At 63.2% G+C, this 20,829-nt stretch carries 22 protein-coding genes, 1 tRNA gene and 1 pseudogene; 16 read left to right on the top strand and 8 right to left on the bottom strand.

Going from position 1 to position 20,829, the window contains the following annotated elements:
- From FEV53_RS13140 to FEV53_RS13130, 3 genes and pseudogenes are all read right to left on the bottom strand, one after another.
- A pseudogene (locus FEV53_RS13140) lies at positions 1-214 on the bottom strand (IS3 family transposase); the annotation flags it as partial.
- A 55-nt stretch (positions 215-269) separates the two neighbouring features.
- On the bottom strand, positions 270-518 hold the full coding sequence (locus FEV53_RS13135) for a hypothetical protein (protein ID WP_246100814.1): 249 nt from the start codon (positions 516-518) through the stop codon (positions 270-272).
- A 453-nt stretch (positions 519-971) separates the two neighbouring features.
- Positions 972-1,048, bottom strand: a tRNA-Thr gene (locus tag FEV53_RS13130).
- A gap of 132 nt (positions 1,049-1,180) precedes the next feature.
- On the opposite strand from FEV53_RS13130, the gene FEV53_RS13125 reads away from it, so the two are divergent.
- The gene (locus FEV53_RS13125) at positions 1,181-2,053 is read left to right on the top strand and encodes a hypothetical protein (protein ID WP_142835277.1); all 873 of its coding nucleotides are present in this window, start codon (positions 1,181-1,183) and stop codon (positions 2,051-2,053) included.
- 12 nt (positions 2,054-2,065) lie between these two features.
- Here FEV53_RS13125 and hemN read toward each other — a convergent pair whose 3' ends face one another.
- Positions 2,066-3,481: an oxygen-independent coproporphyrinogen III oxidase gene (hemN, locus tag FEV53_RS13120; RefSeq protein ID WP_246100813.1), complete on the bottom strand. Its 1,416-nt coding sequence runs from the start codon at positions 3,479-3,481 to the stop codon at positions 2,066-2,068.
- Here hemN and fnrL point away from each other — a divergent pair.
- The gene (gene fnrL, locus FEV53_RS13115) at positions 3,473-4,213 is read left to right on the top strand and encodes a transcriptional regulator FnrL (protein WP_142835276.1); all 741 of its coding nucleotides are present in this window, start codon (positions 3,473-3,475) and stop codon (positions 4,211-4,213) included. The genes hemN and fnrL overlap by 9 nt on opposite strands.
- 3 nt (positions 4,214-4,216) lie before the next feature.
- Here the strand turns inward: fnrL and FEV53_RS13110 are convergent, their stop codons facing one another.
- Positions 4,217-5,026, bottom strand: a complete 810-nt coding sequence (locus FEV53_RS13110) for a universal stress protein (RefSeq protein WP_142835275.1) — start codon at positions 5,024-5,026, stop codon at positions 4,217-4,219.
- Positions 5,027-5,176: 150 nt separating this feature from the next.
- On the opposite strand from FEV53_RS13110, the gene ccoN reads away from it, so the two are divergent.
- From ccoN to ccoS, 8 genes are all read left to right on the top strand, one after another.
- Positions 5,177-6,772: a cytochrome-c oxidase, cbb3-type subunit I gene (gene ccoN / locus FEV53_RS13105; RefSeq protein WP_142835274.1), complete on the top strand. Its 1,596-nt coding sequence runs from the start codon at positions 5,177-5,179 to the stop codon at positions 6,770-6,772.
- A gap of 3 nt (positions 6,773-6,775) precedes the next feature.
- The gene (ccoO, locus tag FEV53_RS13100; protein WP_142835273.1) at positions 6,776-7,558 is read left to right on the top strand and encodes a cytochrome-c oxidase, cbb3-type subunit II; all 783 of its coding nucleotides are present in this window, start codon (positions 6,776-6,778) and stop codon (positions 7,556-7,558) included.
- A 10-nt stretch (positions 7,559-7,568) separates the two neighbouring features.
- Positions 7,569-7,778 (top strand): cbb3-type cytochrome c oxidase subunit 3, encoded by a 210-nt coding sequence (locus FEV53_RS13095; protein WP_142835272.1) that lies wholly within the window; start codon positions 7,569-7,571, stop codon positions 7,776-7,778.
- On the top strand, positions 7,775-8,659 hold the full coding sequence (ccoP, locus tag FEV53_RS13090) for a cytochrome-c oxidase, cbb3-type subunit III (protein WP_142835271.1): 885 nt from the start codon (positions 7,775-7,777) through the stop codon (positions 8,657-8,659). The genes FEV53_RS13095 and ccoP overlap by 4 nt, the downstream gene beginning before the upstream one ends.
- A 170-nt stretch (positions 8,660-8,829) precedes the next feature.
- Complete coding sequence (gene ccoG / locus FEV53_RS13085) at positions 8,830-10,359, top strand: cytochrome c oxidase accessory protein CcoG (protein ID WP_142835270.1); 1,530 nt, start codon at positions 8,830-8,832, stop codon at positions 10,357-10,359.
- Complete coding sequence (locus FEV53_RS13080; RefSeq protein ID WP_246100812.1) at positions 10,356-10,799, top strand: FixH family protein; 444 nt, start codon at positions 10,356-10,358, stop codon at positions 10,797-10,799. The genes ccoG and FEV53_RS13080 overlap by 4 nt, the downstream gene beginning before the upstream one ends.
- A gap of 4 nt (positions 10,800-10,803) precedes the next feature.
- On the top strand, positions 10,804-12,942 hold the full coding sequence (locus FEV53_RS13075; protein WP_142835269.1) for a heavy metal translocating P-type ATPase: 2,139 nt from the start codon (positions 10,804-10,806) through the stop codon (positions 12,940-12,942).
- Positions 12,939-13,100, top strand: a complete 162-nt coding sequence (gene ccoS / locus FEV53_RS13070; protein ID WP_142835268.1) for a cbb3-type cytochrome oxidase assembly protein CcoS — start codon at positions 12,939-12,941, stop codon at positions 13,098-13,100. The genes FEV53_RS13075 and ccoS overlap by 4 nt, the downstream gene beginning before the upstream one ends.
- 18 nt (positions 13,101-13,118) lie before the next feature.
- Here ccoS and FEV53_RS13065 read toward each other — a convergent pair whose 3' ends face one another.
- Entirely contained in the window at positions 13,119-13,376 is a 258-nt protein-coding gene (locus FEV53_RS13065; RefSeq protein WP_142835267.1) for a DUF2312 domain-containing protein, read from the bottom strand.
- Between the two features lie 128 nt (positions 13,377-13,504).
- Between FEV53_RS13065 and FEV53_RS13060 the strand changes: the two genes are divergently transcribed.
- The 4 genes from FEV53_RS13060 to FEV53_RS13045 all read left to right on the top strand — a co-directional run bounded on the left by FEV53_RS13060 (position 13,505) and on the right by FEV53_RS13045 (position 17,267).
- Positions 13,505-13,720, top strand: a complete 216-nt coding sequence (locus FEV53_RS13060; protein ID WP_142835266.1) for a hypothetical protein — start codon at positions 13,505-13,507, stop codon at positions 13,718-13,720.
- A gap of 41 nt (positions 13,721-13,761) precedes the next feature.
- Positions 13,762-14,181 (top strand): protein tyrosine phosphatase family protein, encoded by a 420-nt coding sequence (locus FEV53_RS13055; protein ID WP_142835265.1) that lies wholly within the window; start codon positions 13,762-13,764, stop codon positions 14,179-14,181.
- A 69-nt stretch (positions 14,182-14,250) separates the two neighbouring features.
- Positions 14,251-16,413 carry a phosphoribosylformylglycinamidine synthase subunit PurL gene (gene purL / locus FEV53_RS13050; protein WP_142835264.1) on the top strand — a complete coding sequence of 721 codons (2,163 nt, stop codon included), beginning with the start codon at positions 14,251-14,253 and terminating at the stop codon, positions 16,411-16,413.
- A 29-nt stretch (positions 16,414-16,442) separates the two neighbouring features.
- Positions 16,443-17,267 (top strand): aldo/keto reductase, encoded by an 825-nt coding sequence (locus tag FEV53_RS13045; protein ID WP_142835263.1) that lies wholly within the window; start codon positions 16,443-16,445, stop codon positions 17,265-17,267.
- A gap of 6 nt (positions 17,268-17,273) precedes the next feature.
- Here the strand turns inward: FEV53_RS13045 and FEV53_RS13040 are convergent, their stop codons facing one another.
- Positions 17,274-18,269, bottom strand: coding sequence for a DUF3179 domain-containing protein (locus FEV53_RS13040; protein ID WP_246100811.1), 996 nt, complete (start codon positions 18,267-18,269; stop codon positions 17,274-17,276).
- 182 nt (positions 18,270-18,451) lie between these two features.
- On the opposite strand from FEV53_RS13040, the gene FEV53_RS13035 reads away from it, so the two are divergent.
- A complete protein-coding gene (locus FEV53_RS13035) occupies positions 18,452-19,372 on the top strand; it encodes an NAD(P)H-dependent flavin oxidoreductase (RefSeq protein ID WP_142835262.1) in 921 nt (306 codons plus the stop codon).
- A 120-nt stretch (positions 19,373-19,492) separates the two neighbouring features.
- Positions 19,493-20,233 carry a hypothetical protein gene (locus FEV53_RS13030; protein ID WP_142835261.1) on the top strand — a complete coding sequence of 247 codons (741 nt, stop codon included), beginning with the start codon at positions 19,493-19,495 and terminating at the stop codon, positions 20,231-20,233.
- Positions 20,234-20,264: 31 nt separating this feature from the next.
- Here FEV53_RS13030 and FEV53_RS13025 read toward each other — a convergent pair whose 3' ends face one another.
- The gene (locus FEV53_RS13025) at positions 20,265-20,729 is read right to left on the bottom strand and encodes an Lrp/AsnC ligand binding domain-containing protein (RefSeq protein WP_142835260.1); all 465 of its coding nucleotides are present in this window, start codon (positions 20,727-20,729) and stop codon (positions 20,265-20,267) included.
- Between the last annotated feature and the right edge of the window lie 100 nt (positions 20,730-20,829).

The raw sequence follows: 20,829 nt of genomic DNA, 5'->3' as shown, positions 1-20,829 counted from the left end.
GATCCCGGTGGATGCGTTTGGACCCGTAGCGCCCCTTGCTGGCTTTGAAAAAATGGCTGATCCGCTCCAGCAGTGCCTTGTCCCGTGCCGCACGCCGCGCCTTCCGACTTTCACGGGCTGCCTCACCGGCGCCGTGACCATAAAACCAACTGCGCGACAGGCGGACCAGCCGGCAAAGTGTAGAAACCGCGTTCTCCCGCTTACGCGGCCCCACTGGGGCCACGGTCAGTCGAACTGAGCTTTGTGGGCAGGGATGAAAGCGCGCTTGTTCATCGTGGTTTCACCGCCCGAGAGGCGAAAAAAGCGTTCGCAGGCGCCCTCGGACCCGTGGCGTTCGCCTGCTCACCCATTTGCAAGATCTCGTTCTCCTCTGCCAGCCGCTTGTTCTCCTTGCGCAGCCGCTCCAGCTCGGCGGCATTGGCCTTCTGGCGGTGTTTCGCTTCCATCGAGCCGAAGGCCTCGATCTCCAACCGCCAGGTTTTCAGCTGCGTGCCGGTGATCCCCAGCTCTTTCGCCACGCTGCCCTGCGTCGCGCCTGGCTCATAAAGCCGCTCAACCGCGTTCGATGCGGTGCTTGAACCAGTGGCGCACAGCGCATCTCACCCTTGAACTCATCCGTGTATTTCCGTCGATGCTGTCCCATGTCGTGCTCCTCTCATCGACAGGGGTAAAGTACCCCGCTGTCCAGTGACAGGGACGAAGATCACTCGAGCAGCATCTTTCTTTGAATGCACCTTTGATCCGCGAATTCCGCCGGAATAGATCTCGGCACGCCACTTCTCATTCGACATATTTCGAATCGGAGCCAACTGCGCTCCTCCTTGCTACGCTCGAGCGAATTTCTTGCGTAGCGAGGTCACTAAAAACTGCGCTTACGGGAACAAATTCAGGAAACTTCTGAGCAGCCTGGGCCGCATTTCACCAGAAAAATAATGGATCCTCTGAGTATCATGCAGATACAGAAGATTCCGTGGTGCCGGTGGAGGGATTCGAACCCCCGACCCTCGACTTACAAGATCGCCGCTCTGGCCAACTGAGCTACACCGGCATATCTACGCTTCCTAACCCGCGACTGACGGTGCCACAAGAGTGCGATCCGGTTGCAAATCGATGAAATTTGCGTCCAGTGTCTCGTCGTGGCACCACGACGCAGCCTTGCCCATGAAACACCGGAGGACAGATGCATATCGCATACCACATCGGCGCCCACTGCACCGGCTCCGACCTGATTGTCGATACCCTCCGACGCAATGCGAGATTGCTGGGGCCGCAGGGGATCATCGTGCCTGACCGAGCGGCCTATCAGAAGCGCATGGGCGACGTGATCAAAGCGACAGAACAGCAGGATCTGACCCCCGCCCAGCAAGCCAATCTGCTGCACGATTTTACCAAACGCGGCAACGCGAGACGTCTGGTCCTGTCAAATTCCGGGTTCCTCTGTGTATCTGGCTGGGCCTTTTCTGCCGACGGGCTGTATCCCCAAACCGAAAAGCTTGGCCGGATGCGGGGCGCGTTTGCTGATCATGATGTCTCGTTTCACCTTTGCATCCGCGACCCTGCCACTTTCCTCCCGGCCTTGTTTCGCAATCAATCCCGGCACAAGTCACTCGAAGCGTTGTTGGATGGCGTGGATCCCCGTACGGTCCGGTGGTCGGACTTTATCAGACGAATTAGGGAGACTTGCCCGGACAGCCCGATAACGGTCTGGTGCTATGAGGATGCCCCGTTCATCTGGCTCAACGTTGTGCGGTCCATGGCCGGACTGCCGAACGAGACCAGTGTCGTTGGGGCGCTCGATTTCGCAAATACCGAAATGTCCTTCGAAGGCCGGACGAAGATGAAGGGATATATGCGAATGCGCCGGCCCAAATCGCCGCAGATGGCTTCGGAACTGATCGATGTCTTTTTGCGCAATTTCCCCAGGGAGTCTTTCCCGTTCGAAGTCCTCCCGCCCTGGTGGGATCAGGCGCTCTCAGAATCTCTGACTTTGGGGTACCACGAAGACGTTGCGCTAATCGAGGAGATGGAAAACGTCACCGTTTTGGAACGGTGACGTCTATTTATCTCAGCTCGCCTGACTGTACCGCGCTGCGTTTGACCCGACGCCGGGATCAAAGCAGCTTGCAAGCAGACGGGCATAACGCAAATCGCTGACCTCAAGCTGGTCTTCGGACAGCGTCCCGATGCCGGGCAGCCGGGCCAGCGCAAACTCAGCCGCGCCGCGATACCGGTCAGCATCGCCCTGCGCCACCGCGCCGATATCACAATGACCGTCGCACATCAGATCGCGGATGATCGTCGAGACAATACGGTCCTGCCGGGTCAGCGCTGCGCCCCGCGCGACCGGAAGTTGTCCGGCCGCAACGGCGCGCTGCCATCCATCTGTCGCAGCGATATTCTGACTGTAGCCCGACGGATATTGCGAGATCGCCGAAGCGCCCAGGCCGAGGATCGTGTCGGCCGTGTCGGTGGTGTAGCCCTGAAAGTTCCGGCGTAATGTGCCGGTCTGGGCAGCGATGGCCAAAGTATCCTGAGGCTCCGCAAAGTGGTCGATGCCCACAACTGTGTAGCCGGCTGACACCAGGATCTCACGGGCCATGGCGGACAGCTCCAGCCGCTCTTCCGGGCTCGGCAGGGCATCTTCGGGGATAAGCCGCTGACGCCGGGCGGCCCAGGGAACGTGGGCGTACCCATAGAGCGCCAACCGTTCGGGGCGGAACTCGATCACCTGCTCCAGCGTCCGGGTCAGCCGTTCGGCGGTCTGATAGGGCAAACCATAGAGCAGATCCACATTGACGCTCGGGATTCCCCGGGCGCGCAGTTCGCGCACAACGCCGATGGTTTGCTCGGCGGTCTGCTCCCGGCCGATCGCCTGCTGCACCACGGGATCGAAATCCTGCACCCCGACCGACGCTCGACTGAGGCCCAGCCGCATCAAAGCGTCTAGACGCGGCCCATCGCACTCGCAGGGATCGATTTCCACCGAGACCTCGGTCTGCGGCGTCAGCTCAAATGAGCCAAAGAGGATGTCCCGCAGCCGGTCCATCCGGTCGGGCGACAGAATCGTTGGCGTCCCGCCCCCCAGATGCAGCGCAGAGAGCTTCATTTTACCCGGCAGGAGCGCGGCCCTGATATCCACTTCCATCTGCAGATGATCGAGATACCCGTCCAGCGGAGACAGGCTCTTGGTCCCCTGCGTCCGGCAGGCACAGAACCAGCACAGCCGGCGGCAAAACGGAATGTGGGCGTATAGCGAAATCGGTTCATCCGCCGGCAGAGCGCCCATCCAGTCAGAGACCAGCTCGGGTGTCACGCTGTCGGAAAAGCGATCCGCAGGCGGATAGCTGGTGTAGCGCGGAATGCGCGCGGTCAGCAAAGCGGTTTGTAATGCGTTCGGGTCCATGTGACCAAATTGCCCGTGACGCAAAGGACCGCATTGATCGAAATCAAACCGGCCCATAGAACAGTGGGTATGTTTCACCGATCTTCCACCGTGTCCTGCGGCACTTGTCCAATCCGAAAGCGCGCCGTCTGCGCCGAATGCAGCTCTGACGAGCTTGACATGCTGGAGCAGGCTAAGAGCTACCGGACCTACCCGGCCGGGACGACCATCGTCGGCGCGGGTGAGATGCTAACCCATTTCAGCTCCATCGTAATCGGCTGTGCGACCCTGTCCCGCACGCTGGAAGACGGTCGGCGCCAAAATGTCGGTTTACTGCTGCCCTCTGACTATATCGGGCGGCCCGGCCGATCCCGCTCGGCCTTCGATGTCGTGGCGCTGAGCGACACGGTACTGTGCCGATTCGAGCGAACCGAGTTCGAGAAGATCTGCCGCACAACACCGCATATCGCATCACGGCTCCTTACGATGACCCTGGACGAGCTTGACGCGGCGCGGGACTGGACCGTGGTGCTGGGCCGGATGACCGCCCGCGAAAAGGTCGCGTCCTTTCTGGTCAACCTCGCACGCCGCCAATCCCGTGTGGACATGGCGCCCTTGCCCGAGAACGGCGTGACTGTGCGCCTGCCGCTCTCGCGCGAAGAGATGGCGAATCATCTGGGACTGACCATCGAGACGACGAGCCGACAGATCACCGCCTTGAGGAAATCCGGGCTGATCGACACGCAAGGCTCGCGCTACATCCGTATCCCCGACTTCGAGGCGTTGGCCATCGAAGCCGGAGATGACGAGGATGGCGGCCTGATCGTCTGACCCTCAGCGGGCCAGAAGAACCGGCACGGTGGTGTCGCCCAGCATGTGCTTGGTGACGCCACCCAGCAGCATGTCGCGCAGCCGGTTGTGGGAATAGGCCCCCTGCACCACCAGATCCACATCGCTCTCAAACGCGTGGGTACGCAGGACCTGACCGGCGGTCTTCTTCGTTCCCTTCAGCTCAGTAACAGCTGCGGCGATTCCGTGACGATCGAGCATCACCGCCAGATCATGGCCTTCGGTCTCGTCATCGGGGTCCACAGTGGCGATTTCCACGGTCTCCGCTCGCTTCAGCAGCGGCATGGCGGCACGCACGGCGGCCAGCGCCACCTCGCCGCCATCCCAAGCGATCATGATCCTCTTCGCCTCGACCACCTTGCCTTCGGGCGCGATGATCACCGGGATCCGGGTGTGCCGCAGCACCTCTTCGACCACGGGTCCGATCTGCGCGGCGCTGTCCCCCACCGGACGCGGCAGGAACGCCACATCGGCAAAGCGCATGGCCCGCAGCACCGAGAGCGACCTGTTGACCGCCAGATCCCGGCGGCTGTCCACCGTGCAAGGATAAGGATGGGTCTTGAGCTTCTCGCGGGTCTTGCGCTCGATCTCTTCGGCGTCATGAAGGGCCGCCTCGACCATCACGGGCGCCGCAGCCACGTAATCGGTCGCCATCATGGCGCTCGATTCGATATAAGAGGGCGAGACGCAGAGAACGTGCAAATGTGCCTCGTGCCGGGCACAAAAATCCATCGCCGCGTCCAGCGCATCCAGCGAGCCAAGCCCCGCAATTGCGGCCACCGTCTTATAAGCCATTGAAATCCTCCATCTTCCTCAGCCGCTGCGCAGCCTTCTGTACGAAATTAATCCTGTCGGTTTCTGGCGACGTTGATCCATGTCAAGGAAGCCTAACACAGAATTGTGCAATTGCAGAAAAAACGACCTGAGCCGACGACAGGAGAACCTATGCAGTACCTAAAGCTCGTCCTATTCGGGCTGATTGCGATCTTCGCCGCCATAGCGGCGGATTGGGGTCGCGATCTCGCCTATTCCGTCCACGCCGCACTGATCATGCTGATCGCGGCGTTTCTTTTCATCCGGGAGCTGCGCCGCGTTGGCGAGCCTGCGACCGAGCATGATCCCAATACCTACATGGACGGGCCGATCCGCTACGGTGTGATCGCCACTGCTTTCTGGGGTGTGGTCGGGTTCCTGATGGGGACCCTTATCGCGTTTCAGCTGGCCTTTCCGGTCCTGAATTTCGACTGGGCCGAGGGCTTTGCGAATTTCGGTCGCCTGCGCCCGATCCACACCTCGGCGGTGATCTTTGCCTTTGGCGGCAACGCCCTCATTGCCACGTCCTTCTATATCGTGCAGCGGACTTCCGCCGCGCGGCTCTGGGGCGGCAATCTGGGCTGGTTCGTTTTCTGGGGTTATCAGCTCTTCATCGTGATGGCGGCGACCGGCTACCTGCTGGGTGCGACCCAATCGAAAGAATACGCTGAGCCCGAGTGGTATATCGACCTGTGGCTGACCATCGTGTGGCTCGCCTATCTGGCGGTGTTCCTCGGCACGATCCTGAAGCGCCGTGAAAAGCACATCTACGTCGCCAACTGGTTCCTGCTGGCCTTCATCGTCACCGTGGCCATGCTCCACGTGGTCAACAACATCTCGATCCCGGTCTCGATCTGGGGCTCGAAATCCGTTCAGGTCTTTGCCGGTGTGCAGGACGCGATGACCCAGTGGTGGTACGGCCACAACGCGGTGGGCTTCTTCCTGACCGCGGGCTTCCTCGGCATGATGTACTACTTCGTGCCGAAGCAGGCCGGTCGACCGATCTTCAGCTACAAGCTGTCGATCATCCACTTCTGGGCTCTGATCTTCCTGTATATCTGGGCGGGTCCGCACCACTTGCACTACACCGCGCTGCCCGACTGGGCCTCGACCCTCGGCATGGTGTTCTCGATCATCCTCTGGATGCCGTCCTGGGGTGGCATGATTAACGGCCTGATGACGCTGGAAGGCGCGTGGGACAAGATCCGCACCGACCCGATCGTGCGCATGTTCGTGGCCTCGCTGGCCTTCTACGGCATGTCCACCTTCGAGGGTCCGATGATGTCGATCCGTGCGGTCAACTCCCTGTCGCACTACACCGACTGGACCATCGGCCACGTGCATTCCGGTGCGCTCGGCTGGAACGGTCTGATCACCTTTGGCTGCCTCTACTTCCTGACGCCCAAACTCTGGGGCCGTGAGAAGATGTACTCTGTTCCCGCGATCAACCTGCACTTCTGGCTGGCGACGCTGGGCATCGTCCTCTACGCCGCCTCCATGTGGGTGACCGGTATCATGGAAGGCCTGATGTGGCGCGAAGTGGATGCTGACGGCTTCCTGGTGAACTCCTTCGCCGACACGGTGGCGGCCAAGTTCCCCATGTATGTGGTCCGCGGTCTGGGCGGGGTGCTCTACCTCTCCGGCGCGCTGATCATGGTGTGGAACATGTGGATGACCATCCGCTCGCCCGAAGCCAAGTCCGTAACTGTCTCTGTTCCCGCGGAGTGAGAAATGACTGATAAAAACACACAAATCCCGGGCAACGCACAGGCTGACAGCCCGCGCAAGAAGAAGCTCCTAGACAGGCACGGGGCGCTGGAGCGGAACGCGACATTGCTGCTGGTTTCCTCCTTTCTGGTGGTGACCATCGGCGGGATCGTCGAGATCGCGCCGCTCTTCTGGCTGGAGAACACCATCGAGGATGTAGAGGGCGTGCGCCCCTACTCCCCGCTGGAGATGGCCGGGCGCGAGATCTACATCCGCGAAGGCTGCTATGTCTGCCACAGCCAGATGATCCGCCCCATGCGGGACGAAGTCGAGCGCTACGGCCATTACAGCCTCGCAGCGGAGTCGAAATATGATCACCCGTTCCTTTGGGGGTCAAAGCGCACCGGGCCGGATCTGGCCCGGGTCGGCGGGCGCTACTCGGATGAATGGCATGTGGATCACCTCGTTGACCCACAATCCGTCGTCCCCGAGAGCATCATGCCGAAATACGACTACCTGCTGCGCAAAACCATCGATGGCGAGCATATCGATGAACTGCTGGCCACCAATGCGTTCGTCGGCGTGCCTTACACCGACGAGATGATCGAGGTGGCGCAGGCCGATTTCCGGGTCCAGACGGATCCGTTCGGCGATATCGACGGCTTGCTGGAGCGCTATCCCGGCGCGCAGGTGCGTAACTTCGATGGTCAGGAGGCCCTGACCGAGATGGACGCGCTGATTGCCTATCTGCAGATCCTCGGCACGATGGTGGACTTCTCCACCTTCACCGCCGACGCGACACGATAAGGGGGGAGATATGGACGACACCTACTCCCTCTTGCGCGCTTTTGCAGACAGCTGGGCGCTTCTGGCGCTGATGCTGGTCTTTCTGGGCGTCGTGTTCTGGGCCTACCGGCCCGGATCGCGGGAGCTCCATGAGGATGCCGCGCAATCCATCTTCCGCAGCGAGGATCGGCCCGCCCGGGCCGATGCCGACCGCGACCCGACACTGGAGGCCCCGAAATGAGTGAGCGCCGCAAAGATCCCGTCACCGGCACAGAGACGACCGGCCATGAATGGGACGGCATCGAGGAACTGAACAACCCCCTGCCCCGCTGGTGGTTATGGTGCTTCTACGGAACCATCGCCTGGGGTCTGATCTACGTGATCCTGTTCCCGGCCTGGCCGCTGATCAACAGCGCCACCGGAGGCATTCTTGGCTGGTCCACCCGCGCCAGTGTCGCCGAAGACATCGCCGCCGTGGACGCCCAGCACGCAGAGCGCTTTGCTGCGCTGACCGAGCTGGACCCGGCCGAGATTCCCGGTCACCCGGAGCTGTCCGGCTTTGCCCTGAACGCGGGCGCGGCGGTGTTCCGCACCAACTGCTCCCAGTGTCACGGCTCGGGCGCGGCGGGGGCCAAAGGCTACCCGAACCTGCTCGACGATGACTGGCTCTGGGGCGGCACCATGGAGGAGATCACCTATACGATCCGCCATGGCATTCGGAACGAGGACGATCCTGACGCCCGCTATTCGGAAATGCCGGCCTTTGGCGAGATACTGTCTGGCGATGAAATCGCGACCCTCGTCACCCATGTGCAGTCCCTGCCCGAAGGCACGGACCCGCTCGCGGGTGAGGGCGGGACGCTCTATGACGAGAACTGCTCGTCCTGCCACGGCCTCGATGCCAAGGGCGATCCGGCTCTGGGCGCGCCGAACCTGACCGACGCGATCTGGCTCTATGGCGGCAGCGATGACGCCCTGACCGAGACGATCACCAATGCCCGTTACGGCGTGATGCCCCCATGGGTCGAGCGTCTGGGCGAAGGCGAAGTCCGCGCGGTTGCGGCCTATGTCTACAGCCTCGGTGGCGGTGTCTCCGAAGAGGCCGCTGCGGCGGGACAATAAGTCCTCTTGCGAAACCAACGACGCCTCCGGAGAAGCCTCCGGGGGCGTTGCCTTTGAGCGGCCCAGAACTTCACAGGCTCGTGAGGCCTGACTTGGCGGGGCTTTGATCCACGTCAACGACGCCGCCCCGCCGCCTTGCCACACCGGCACAAACAGTACCAAGGTTCACCATGTCCGACGACCAAACCTCTCTCTACGCCGCCCGGGTGCCGATCTTTCCGCGCCGGGTCTCCGGCTATTTTCGGCGCCTGAAATGGGTGATCATGATCGTCACCCTGGGGATCTACTACATCACCCCGTGGATTCGCTGGGACCGGGGACCGAACCTCCCCGATCAGGCGGTGCTGGTGGATATGGCGAACCGGCGGTTCTACTTCTTCTGGATCGAGATCTGGCCACACGAATTCTACTTCGTCGCGGGCCTGCTGGTCATGGCGGGCGTCGGACTGTTCCTCTTCACCGCTATGCTGGGGCGGGTCTGGTGCGGCTATGCCTGCCCGCAGACCGTCTGGACCGACCTGTTTCTGGTGGTCGAACGCTGGGTGCAGGGCGACCGAAATGCCCGGATGCGGCTGCATAATTCCAAATGGGACGCTCGGAAGATCCGTCTCAAGGTCACCACATGGGCGTTGTGGCTGATGATCGCGGTGGCAACGGGCGGGGCCTGGGTGTTTTATTTCACCGACGCGCCGACGCTGCTCTTCAACCTCGTCACGTTTCAGGCCCCGGGCATCGCCTATATGACGATCTTCGTGCTCACCATGACGACCTTCGTCTTTGGCGGTTTCATGCGTGAACAGGTCTGCATCTATATGTGCCCTTGGCCGCGCATTCAGGGCGCGATGATGGATGACGACACCCTGACCGTGGCCTATCGCGAATGGCGTGGCGAGCCCCGTACCCGCGGCAAAAAGCGCCGTGAGGCCGCCGCCGAGGCCAGCGCTGCGGGACCGCAAATCGGGGGACGCTCGCCTCTGATCACCATGCCGGGTGTGCGCAACACCACCACCGGGAAGTTCGCCCGCGCCGAGGGTCCCGGTGACTGCATCGACTGCAACGCCTGTGTAAATGTCTGCCCGATGGGCATCGACATCCGCGACGGTCAGCAGCTCGCTTGCATCACCTGTGCGCTCTGCATCGACGCCTGCGATGAGGTCATGGAGAAAACTGGCGCGGCGCGCGGCCTGATTGACTATGTGGCCCTCTCCGATGCGCCGCGCGAAGCGGCAGGCGGCGATCCGATCAATGTGCGCAAGCACCTGATGCGCCCGCGCAATTACGTCTATGCCGGAGTGTGGGCGGCCTTCGGTCTGGCGCTGCTGTTCGCGCTGTTCATCCGCCCCGATATCGAGATGACCGTGGCCGCCGTGCGCAATCCGACCTTCGTTGTGCTCTCCGACGGCTCGGTGCGCAACGCCTATGACGTGCGCCTGCGCAACAAGCATGGCGAGGAGCGGCCTTTTGCCCTGTCCGTCTCCGCCGATTCCGGTGTGGTCCTTTCGGTCGAGGGCGCCGACACGGATGATATCGTCATGGTCCCCGCCGACGCCCAGCACCGGGTCCGGGTCTATCTGACAGCCGCATCGGGAACCCCAGTCTCGACCCGCGAGCGGACCAATCTCGATCTCTGGGTCGAAGATACCGAGAGCGGCGAGCGCGCCTCGGTCGGCACCAGCTTCAACGGGAGGGAAAACCAGTGAAGCAACTCACCGGACGCCACGTGGCCTCGATGTTTGTGGGCGGCTTCTCGATCATCATTGCGGTGAATGTGCTGCTGGCGGTGAACGCGGTGCGCACCTTCCCCGGGCTGGAGGTCGATAACTCCTACGTCGCCAGCCAATCTTTCGAGGCGCGGCGGGACGCGCAGGACGCGCTGGGATGGAAAGTTGAGGCAGCCTACCGGGACGGCGCCCTGTCCCTCGCGATTCTCGACAAGGACGGCCAACTGGCTGAATTGGCCAGTCTCGACGCCCATATCGGCCGCCCCACCGAGGCCCGCGACGACACCGTTCTGGAGCTGCGCAATGGCGGATCGTTCGCGGTGGATCTGGCGCCTGGCAAATGGCGTCTCGACGTGAGCGCAACTGCCGAGGACGGCACGCTCTACGAGAAAGCCATCGCGATCAGCGTGAAGAGATAAGACCATGACGGCCGCCTGCCCCGCCTGTGCTGCTCTGCCCGAAGCCGAAGCCCCCGAGGTCTCCGGCACGACCCATGTGCTGCACCTCCCCGACATCCATTGCGCAGCCTGCATCAGCACTGTGGAATCGGCCCTGAACGCCATGCCACAGGTCCGGTCGGCGCGGGTGAACCTGACACTGAAGCGGGTCTTTGCCGAGGCTCCCGGCGTGGAAACCGACGCATTGATCGGGGCGCTGGCGGATGCGGGCTACCGGGCCGAGCGTCTCGACCCGCTGCGCCTCTCGCCCCGCGACGAGACCGCGAGAGCGCTCGTGGCCCAGATCGGCGTGGCGGGATTCGCGATGATGAACGTCATGCTCCTGTCGGTCGCCGTCTGGTCCGGCGCGGCGGGGGCCACGGCACAGGTCTTCCACCTGATCTCGGCGGCCATCGCCATCCCGGCAGTGGCCTTCTCGGCGCAGCCTTTCTTTCGCTCGGCCCTGAGCGTGTTGCGCAAGGGACGGCTCAATATGGATGTGCCGATCTCGCTGGCGATCATTCTGGCCTCCGCCGCCTCCGTTGCCACGGCCTTTGGCTATGGCGAAGAGCAAGGCTGGTTCGACGCGGCACTGGCGCTGACCTTCTTCCTGCTGGTCGGGCGGTATCTCGACCATAAGGGGCGCGCCGCCGCCCGCTCCGCCGCCGCCGAACTGGCCGCGCTCGAGGCCCCGCAAGCGATTCGGCTGACCGGCACCGGCGAAGAGATCGTCGCCGCCGAGAGCCTCTCACCCGGAGATCGCATCCTCGTGCGTCCCGGCGACCGGCTGCCTGCGGACGGGGTGATCCTCGAAGGCCGCACTGATCTCGACCGCTCGGCGCTGACCGGCGAAACCCGACCAGAGCCTGCGGGCGTGGGCGACAGTGTGACCGCAGGGGAGACAAGCCTCACCGGCACCCTGACCATCCGCGTGGACCGCGCGGGTCGGGATACGGCGCTTGCGCGCATGGCCGAACTCGTCGCCACCGCAGAGATGCAGCGCAGCCGGTATTCGAGCATCGCCGACCAAGCCGCGCGGATCTACGCGCCGGCGGTGCATTTGCTGGGCCTCATCGCCTTTATCGGCTGGTTCGCGGCCACGGGCGACGGGTGGCGGGCGCTCGATGTGGCGATCTCGGTCCTCGTGATCACCTGTCCCTGCGCGTTGGGGCTCGCGGTGCCAGCGGTCTCGACCGTGGCAACGGCACGCCTGTTCAAGGCAGGGATCCTCGTGAAATCCCGCACCGCACTGGAGCGTCTGGCGGAGATCGACGCGGTGGTGTTCGACAAGACCGGCACCCTGACCACCGGCGCACCCCGCCTGATCGGGACGCCCGAACCGGCGGATCTGGCCATCGCGGCGGGACTGGCCCAAGGCTCCGCGCATCCGGTCTCCCGCGCGATTGCCGAAGCGGCCGAAGCGCGTGGCATCGAGGGGGCGCCCGTAACCGGGCGCATCGAGCGCCCTGGCGACGGGGTCGAGGGCGACCTCGACGGGCGCCGGGTCCGGCTGGGGCGCGCCGGATGGATCGGTGCCGTGGGCGACGGCGCTGTGTGGCTCGACAAGGGAATCGGAACACCGGTGGCGTTTGAGACCGAGGAAACCCTGCCCGACAGCACCGTGCGCGCGACTTCCGCACTGGCACGGGCGGGCTACGCTCTGGGGCTGCTGTCAGGAGACCGGCCCGAGCCTGTGTCCCGCGTGGCCGCCGCGACGGGGATCGAGGAGGCGCGGAGCGGCCTGTCCCCCGCCGATAAGGTCGCCCACGTTCAGACGCTGGAAGCCTCGGGCAAGCATGTGCTGATGGTGGGCGACGGGCTGAACGACACCGGCTGCCTCGCGGTGGCCCATGCCGCGATCTCGCCGGGATCAGCACTCGAAGCCGCGCGCTCGGCCTCGGATGTGGTGTTGCTCAGCGGCGGGCTAGAAGGCGTGCCCGAAGCGCTGAAAACCGCCCGCACCTCTCGCGCGCGGATGAGGCAGAATATCGCCATCGCCGCGATCTACAACGCGGTGTCGATCCCGCTGGCCATGGCCGGATTTGCCACACCGCTGCTGGCCGCGCTGGCCATGTCGTCCTCGTCCCTCACGGTGACTGCAAACGCAATGAGGCGCTTTCGATGAACGTTTTGACCTTCCTCATCCCGATCTCGGTCTCGCTGGGTCTGCTGGCGCTGGTCGCCTTTATCTGGACCCTGAGGAGCGGCCAGTATGAGGACCCGGACGGAGATCAGGCGCGGGCCCTGTCAGACGAGTTCGACGATCACCCCGGCCCCCGCTGAGGGCGCCGGGGCGCGCGGTCACTCCATACCGAGCGCGGCCTTGTACATCTCCAGCACCGCTTCTTCTTCGGCGAGGTCATTCTTGTCACGCTTGCGGATTGCGATGACCTTACGCATCACCTTGGTGTCGTAGCCGCGCCCCTTGGCCTCGGCCATCACCTCTTTCTGCGCGTCGGCAATGTCTTTTTTCTCAAGCTCAAGCCGTTCATAACGCTCGATAAACTGGCGCAGCTCGTCGGCGGTGACGTGATAGCTGTCGGGGGTTCCTTCGGACATGGGGCCTCGCATGGGTTCGGGTTCTGTCGAAGGCCGGGTCTAAGACCGCCGAACCGCGCTGGCAAGCACCGCTTGAGCGTGGTCGGGCAATGACGTACCAGAGCCCGCGCAAAGGATAAGGATCCCCCATGGAATATCTCGTGCCGATCGGCGTCACCCTGTCCGTTCTGGGCCTCGCGGGCCTGCTCTATTGCATCGGCGCCGCCTTTTCGGCCAAGCGGAAGGGTTTGACCGATGAGGCCCTGCGCGCCCGGCTCAAAGGGCTCGTGGCCTGGAATATGGGCGCACTCCTGCTCTCGACATTGGGGCTGATGGCGGTGATCATGGGTTTGTTTCTGACCTGATCCGGGCCCAGCTTGCCCCCCAGACCCTGAGAAAGCGCCATATGGATATCCGCCAGATCCACGACGGTTACGCCGTCAGCCCACAGATCACCACCGATGACATCCCCGCTCTGAAAGACGCCGGGTTCACCACGGTGATCTGCAACCGCCCCGACAGCGAAGTGACCCCGGATCTGGGCTCGGATGCGATCCGCGCGGCCTGCGAAGCGGCGGGGCTGGGATTTGCCTATGTGCCGGTGACCCATGCGGGGTTCACCCATGATCTGATCATCAACCACGCGGCCGCCATGGATGCCTCCGCCGGTCCGGTCTTTGCCTATTGCCGGTCGGGGACACGCAGTTGCCATGTCTGGGCGCTGGGTCAGGCGGGCGCATTGCCCACAGACGAGATCATCGAGGCCGGGGCGCGCGGCGGCTATGACCTCAGCCCCCTGCGCGGGTTTCTCAGTCAGCAGGACTAGACGCGCGCGCCTCCCCTTCCGCCCCGGCGCGCAATGCATTATGAGGCGCGCAACCGGACGGGAGAGACCATGACCGAGCCACAGATCACCGACGACCTCATTGCGGCACACGGGCTGAAGCCCGATGAATATCAGCGCATTCTCGAGATTATAGGCCGTGAGCCCAGCTTCACCGAGCTGGGTATTTTCTCGGCCATGTGGAACGAGCATTGTTCCTACAAATCCTCGAAGAAATGGCTGCGCACCCTGCCAACCGAAGGCCCGCAGGTGATCTGTGGCCCCGGCGAAAACGCGGGCGTCGTCGATATCGGAGATGGGCAGGCCGTGGTCTTCAAGATGGAGAGCCACAATCACCCCTCCTATATCGAGCCCTATCAGGGCGCGGCGACCGGCGTGGGCGGCATTCTGCGCGACGTGTTCACCATGGGCGCGCGACCTGTCGCGGCGATGAACGCGCTGAGCTTTGGCCAGGTGGAACACCCTAAAACCCGGCAGCTCGTCCATGGCGTGGTCGAGGGCGTTGGCGGTTATGGGAACTCCTTTGGCGTGCCGACCGTGGGGGGCGAAGTACGCTTCGATCCCAGCTATAACGGCAACTGCCTCGTGAACGCCTTTGCCGCCGGTCTCGCCGACGCGGACAAGATCTTCTACTCGGCGGCCTCGGGTCTGGGGATGCCGGTGGTCTATCTCGGTGCGAAAACCGGCCGGGATGGCGTGGGCGGGGCCACTATGGCCTCGGCGGAATTCGATGACAGCATCGAGGAGAAGCGCCCCACCGTGCAGGTGGGCGACCCCTTCACCGAAAAACGCCTGATGGAAGCCTGTCTTGAGCTGATGCAGACCGGCGCGGTGATCGCCATTCAGGACATGGGCGCAGCGGGTTTGACCTGCTCGGCGGTGGAGATGGGCGACAAGGGCGGGCTCGGCGTGCGGCTGAACCTCGACGCTGTTCCCCAGCGCGAAGAGAACATGACCGCCTATGAGATGATGCTGTCCGAATCCCAGGAGCGGATGCTCATGGTGCTGAGGCCCGAAAAGGAAGCCGAGGCGCGGGCGGTGTTCGAGAAATGGGACCTCGATTTCGCCATCGTGGGCGAGACCATCGCCGAGGACCGCTTCATCATCACCCATAGGGGCGAGGAGAAGGCCAACCTGCCGCTCTCGACCCTGTCCGGCGCCGCTCCGGAATACGACCGCCCATGGGAGCCGACCCCGGCCCCTGCCCCGCTGGAAGATGCGCCGAAGATCAATCCCATCGACGGGTTGAAGGCGCTGATTTCCAACCCGGCCTATGCGTCGAAGCATTGGGTCTATGAGCAGTACGACACGCAGGTGATGGCCGATACCATCCGCACCCCGGGCCTTGGCGCGGGCGTCGTGCGGGTCCACGGCACCGAAAAGGCACTGGCCTTCACCTCCGACGTGACGCCGCGCTATGTCTTCGCCGATCCCGTGGAGGGCGGCAAACAGGCCGTGGCCGAAGCCTATCGCAACCTCGTCGCCGTGGGGGCAAAGCCTCTGGCGACCACCGACAACATGAATTTCGGCAACCCCGAAAAGCCCGCCATCATGGGCCAGTTCGTCGGCGCGATTGAGGGCATCGGAGAGGCGTGCAAGGCGCTCGACATGCCGATCGTTTCCGGCAACGTGTCACTCTATAACGAGACCGACGGCACCGGCATCCTGCCCACACCGACCATCGGCGCGGTGGGTCTGATCGAGAGCCTCGACCAGATGATCGCCGGTCAGCCGCAAGAGGGTGATCTGGCCATCGTCATCGGCAAGACCCGCGGCCATCTGGGCCGCTCGGCGCTGCTGGCCGTGGCCTTTGACCGCCATGATGGCCCGCCTCCGCCGGTGGATCTGGAGGTCGAGCGCACGAACGGTCAGTTCATCCTCGACAACCGGGCGGTGTTTAACGCGGTGACCGACCTGTCCGATGGTGGTCTTGCACTGGCCGCGTTCGAGATGGCCGAAGCCGCCGGGATCGGCGTCACCATCGACAAGAAAAAGAAGACCGCCAGCCTCTTTGGTGAGGATCAGGGGCGCTATCTGGCCGCCTGCTCCTTTGACGCGGCCGAGCATCTGATGATCGCGGCAGGCAAAGCCGGGGTGCAAATCCGCATCGTGGGCCGCTTTGGCGGTGACACGGTGACGCTGGGCTCGAAATCCGCTCCGCTGGCGGAGCTGTCAGACCTTTACCGCAGCAGCTTTGAGGCTAAGCTCGGCTGACACCGGCAAAATCGACGGAGGAGATCCCCATGGCAGTCAAAATGATCGGACCGGCGGGGATCCCCTCCATCGGGCTTGGCACCTTCAAGATGGAGCCGGGCCAAACCGCCGCTATCGTCAGCGCGGCTCTGGCCGAAGGCTACCGCCATATCGACACGGCGCAGTTCTATCACAACGAGGCCGAGGTCGGTCAGGGCGTGCGCGACAGCGGTTTGCCCCGGGATCAGGTTTTCGTCACGACAAAGATCTGGCCCGATGCCCATGCGCCGGAGGCCTTTGTCGCGGCCACCGAAGAAAGCCTGCGCCGCCTCGACATAGGCCCTGTCGATCTGATGCTCCTGCACTGGCCCTCTGGCGACGTGCCGATTGAGGAGACCATCGGCGCGCTCGACGACCTGATCGACCGAGGCGACGTGCGGTTTGGCGGCGTGTCGAACTTCAACGTCGATCAGCTGAACCGCGCCCGCGCTGCCGCGCGCCATCCGATCTGCGTCAATCAGGTCGAGTTCCACCCCTACATCCCCCAGACGAGGCTGCGCGAGGCGGTGGATGCCGCTGGTATCCCCATCGCCGCTTATTGCCCGCTGGCCAAGGGCGCGGTGGCCGGCGATCCTGTGCTCCGGGACATCGCGGCAACCCATGGCGTCAACGCGGTTCAGGTCACCATCGCGTGGATTATCGCCCAAGGCTATGTCGCCCTGCCGAAAACCGCCTCGCCCCAGCGGCTCGCACCGAATCTCGCGGCGGCGGAAATCACGCTCAGCCCTGAAGAGCTCGCACGCATCGACGCGCTGATGCGGCCTGATGGGCGGATGGTGAACCCCGAGTGGCACGCGGGCGACTGGGACGACTGATCCGCCCTAGCGCCCGAGCATCCAACGCCCGTCCGGATGAAAGGCATGGAACGCGAAGGCAAATGGAATGTCATGGGCCACATCACGCCCCTGCCCGTCCTGTACGCGCACATTCCCCACGTCGCGCCCCTGCCCGATCTCTCCGGTATCGAGGGCGGAAGCCTGCCCCTCTGACCAGCTCAATGTCAGCCCCGCCTCCCTGATCTGCCCTTCCCGGCGCAAACGGGTGAGAGGCCAGGCCCTGTCGCCCACCCGGATCACCCGCTCCAGCGGCGGAATCCCGTGGGGCGGGTTCTCGCCCGAGTAGAGAAAGGGCCGCCCGGTATCATAGGACTGGTAGGGGTTCTTGCCATAGGCACGCGGCCAGTCGGGTTGATCCAGTACAAGCCCATCCGGATGCACGCTGCGGAACGCGCTCCAGCTCTCCATCCGGGCCGGAAGCTGGCGCAGAGACTGGCCGGTCATCTGCCCCACGATGCCCTTGCCCAGCGCCTGCTGCCACCAACTCTCGGTCTGATGATCATACATGATCATATCCGAGTGGCGCAGGAGGCCAGAGACCCCGAAGGTCATCTTTCGCCCGTTCAGACGCCCGTCAAACACCATTCCAGTGTTGCAGAGCGGACAGAACGTCACCGCGATCGGGCTGCCTCCAACCACGTCATTCACAATCTCATGCCACATGAGATAGCGGATCGGATAGGCGCGGGCTGGTCCGGTCTCCGGCACATAGGTCATCACCGGCTCCCGATCCTCAAGCCGTGTCTCCTGCGCGGCAGGGCGGAATTTCGGATCATGGATCGCGGGGATGCCGTCCCGAGGCGGCCCGCCCGAGATGATCTCATCAAAGTCCACTCCGATACGTGAAAAATCGGTCCCCGGCCACGCGCGCCGGATCTCGTCGGACTGGGCATAGGCCGGGGCTGTGGCCAACAGCCAGGCCCCCAGTGCCAGAGCCTGCAGGGCCAGGGACCCCATGCGACGGGCGGATAAATGGATCATTGTGATACCTCCCTTTGCCGCAGAATGGCAGCCAGCCCGCCCGGGGTCCCCTCCCTTTGACGTGACCTCCGGCAATTGTGAACGCTTGTGAGACAACGGGACCGGGGTTCGGTGTGCCGCAGCGTCGTACTTGGTTTCTCGAGAACCCGTGCCTTAGATGGCCGCGACACAGGGAGAAAATCATGCACGACTTCAAGAACCTGCAATTGCCCGCCATCGCAGCGCCCATGTTCCTCACCTCCGGCCCCGATCTGGTGGTCGAGTGCTGCAAGGCCGGGGTGCTTGGCACCTTTCCGAGCCTGAACCAGCGCACGACCGAGGGCTTCGGGGATTGGCTCAAGGAGATCGAGGAGCGTCTGTCCGAGGTCGAGAACCCTGCCCCCTACGGCGTGAACGTCATCGTCCACGGCTCCAACAAGCGGGTTGAGCCCGATCTGCGCAAAATCGTCGAGCATAAGGTTCCCCTCGTCATCACCTCGCTTGGCGCCGTCAAAGAGGTTGTGGACGCGGTCCATTCCTATGGCGGCAAGATCTTCCACGACGTGATCAAAACCCGCCACGCCGAAAAGGCCGTCGAGGCCGGGGTGGACGGGCTGATCGCGGTCTGTGCCGGGGCTGGTGGCCATGCGGGGCTGCTCTCGCCCTTTGGCTTCATCCCCGAAATCCGGTCCTTCTTCGACGGCACGGTGGTGCTGTCCGGCGCCATGTCCACCGGCGCGCATATCGCTGCGGCGCAGGCTCTGGGCGCGGATCTGGCCTATCTCGGCACCCGCTTCATCGCCACAAAGGAGGCCATGGTGCCCGAGGCGAACAAGGAGATGGTCGTGCAGTCCGGCACTTCAGACATCGTCTACACTCCCAAGATCTCCGGCGTGAATGCCAATTTCATGCGCCAGTCACTGATCAACAAGGGGCTCGATCCCGACAATCTGCCCGACCACGGCGGGATGAACATGGAAAACGAAGCCAAGGCCTGGCGCGATTTCTGGTCCGCCGGCCACGGGGTCGCGGCAATCCACGACGTGCCCTCCACCGCCGACCTCATCGCCCGGATGAAGGACGAGTACCGCTCGGCCTGCAAAACGCTCGGCGCCAACTGCTGAGATCGTCCCTCTGTGCCGACCAATCAAGCTGCGCGCTCATCCAGCGTGCAGCTTTTTTCTTTTCAGAACATTCAATTAGAGCTATGCTAGACATCCAAGTTATTTTTTTGGAGCATAGTAATGACCGATTTTTCAACGCTTCCGGGCGACCTCTATTCTGTTGTCAACGCATCAGGGCGCGGGACACCGGTCGAGATCCCGGCACAGTTTCCAACCTGTCATGCTGATGACGAAGGACTCGACCACACCGCGGTGGTTTACGATCCCGATGCCTTTTGCGATGACAGCAGCGGGCCGGAGCGCGCGGCCGAACGATTTCCCACGGAAAAAGTCGCTGCACAGGCCCTTGAGCACACCGCGCTGCCGCTGACGGCCGAAACCGTGACGCTGGATTTTGAGGACCTGTCAGGAATTGCACAACTCTCTGCGGAGTATCGCGGGCTGACCTGGACGAATTTCTATCACTTTGACACGTCTGACCCGACCAGCTCATCTTACGGCGCGCATTTTGGCGCAACGTCTGGCACCATGTCCCTTTATAACGGCTCTGGCCAATCGGCTTCGGTCCAAAGCCCTGACCCGGCGGATGATTTCGATTTCATCAGCGCGAATTTCACGGCGACCCTTCTTGGTGGCTGGGAATTGAAAGTGAGCGCCTATGATGACGGTGTACTGGTCGGGCAGGAAGTCATCACGATGGAGCACGGCAACCCTGTCTTCTGGGAATTCGGCCCCGAGTTCGAGTCGGTGGACGAAGTGGTTTTTGCCCCTGAACTGGCAACCGGCGTCGGGTTTAACGTATGGTTCTACGAAATGGACGACATGACCATCGTCCCACATGACGGATACGACATGATGTAGGCGCAGCCGATGGCGCGGTGCATCCGCGCCGTCAACCCGCCCAGGCGGTGTCCTTCACCGCCTGCATGGCCACGAAGGTCGAGGTATTGGAGATGTAGGGCAGACGGGACACGTGGGTGGCCAGCAGCTCGCGGTAGCGCGTCATGTCGGCGGTGCGGATCTTCAGCAGATAGTCGAAGTTTCCGGCGATCAGGTGACACTGCTCGATCTCGGGCACATCCGCCACCGCCTTGTTGAAGGCCGCCAGCGCAGCCTCGCGGGTATCGGTCAGTGTCACCTGCACGAAGGCCACGTGCTCGCGCCTCAGCCGCACCGGATCCACCAGCGCCCGGTAACCGGTGATGAACCCCTCGCGTTCAAGCCGCTTCAGCCGCGCCTGAACCGGGCTTTTGGACAACCCCACCTGCCCGGCCAGATCCGTCACGCTGATTCGTCCGTCTTTCCCGAGGACTTCGAGAATCGCGAGGTCGAACCGGTCCAGTTCTTCGCTAGCCATTTTTCCTCCAGAACTGCCAAAACGCAGGCATTCCTCCGTACCATACCACTGTATACGACGAGACTTCCCTCGAAAAAAGCGGTATCACGGCCAAAATGAC

Origin of the sequence: Palleronia caenipelagi (assembly GCF_007004065.1) — a bacterium.
Taxonomy (GTDB): Bacteria; Pseudomonadota; Alphaproteobacteria; order Rhodobacterales; family Rhodobacteraceae; genus Palleronia; species Palleronia caenipelagi.
This window is presented reverse-complemented; position numbering and strand designations above follow the sequence as displayed.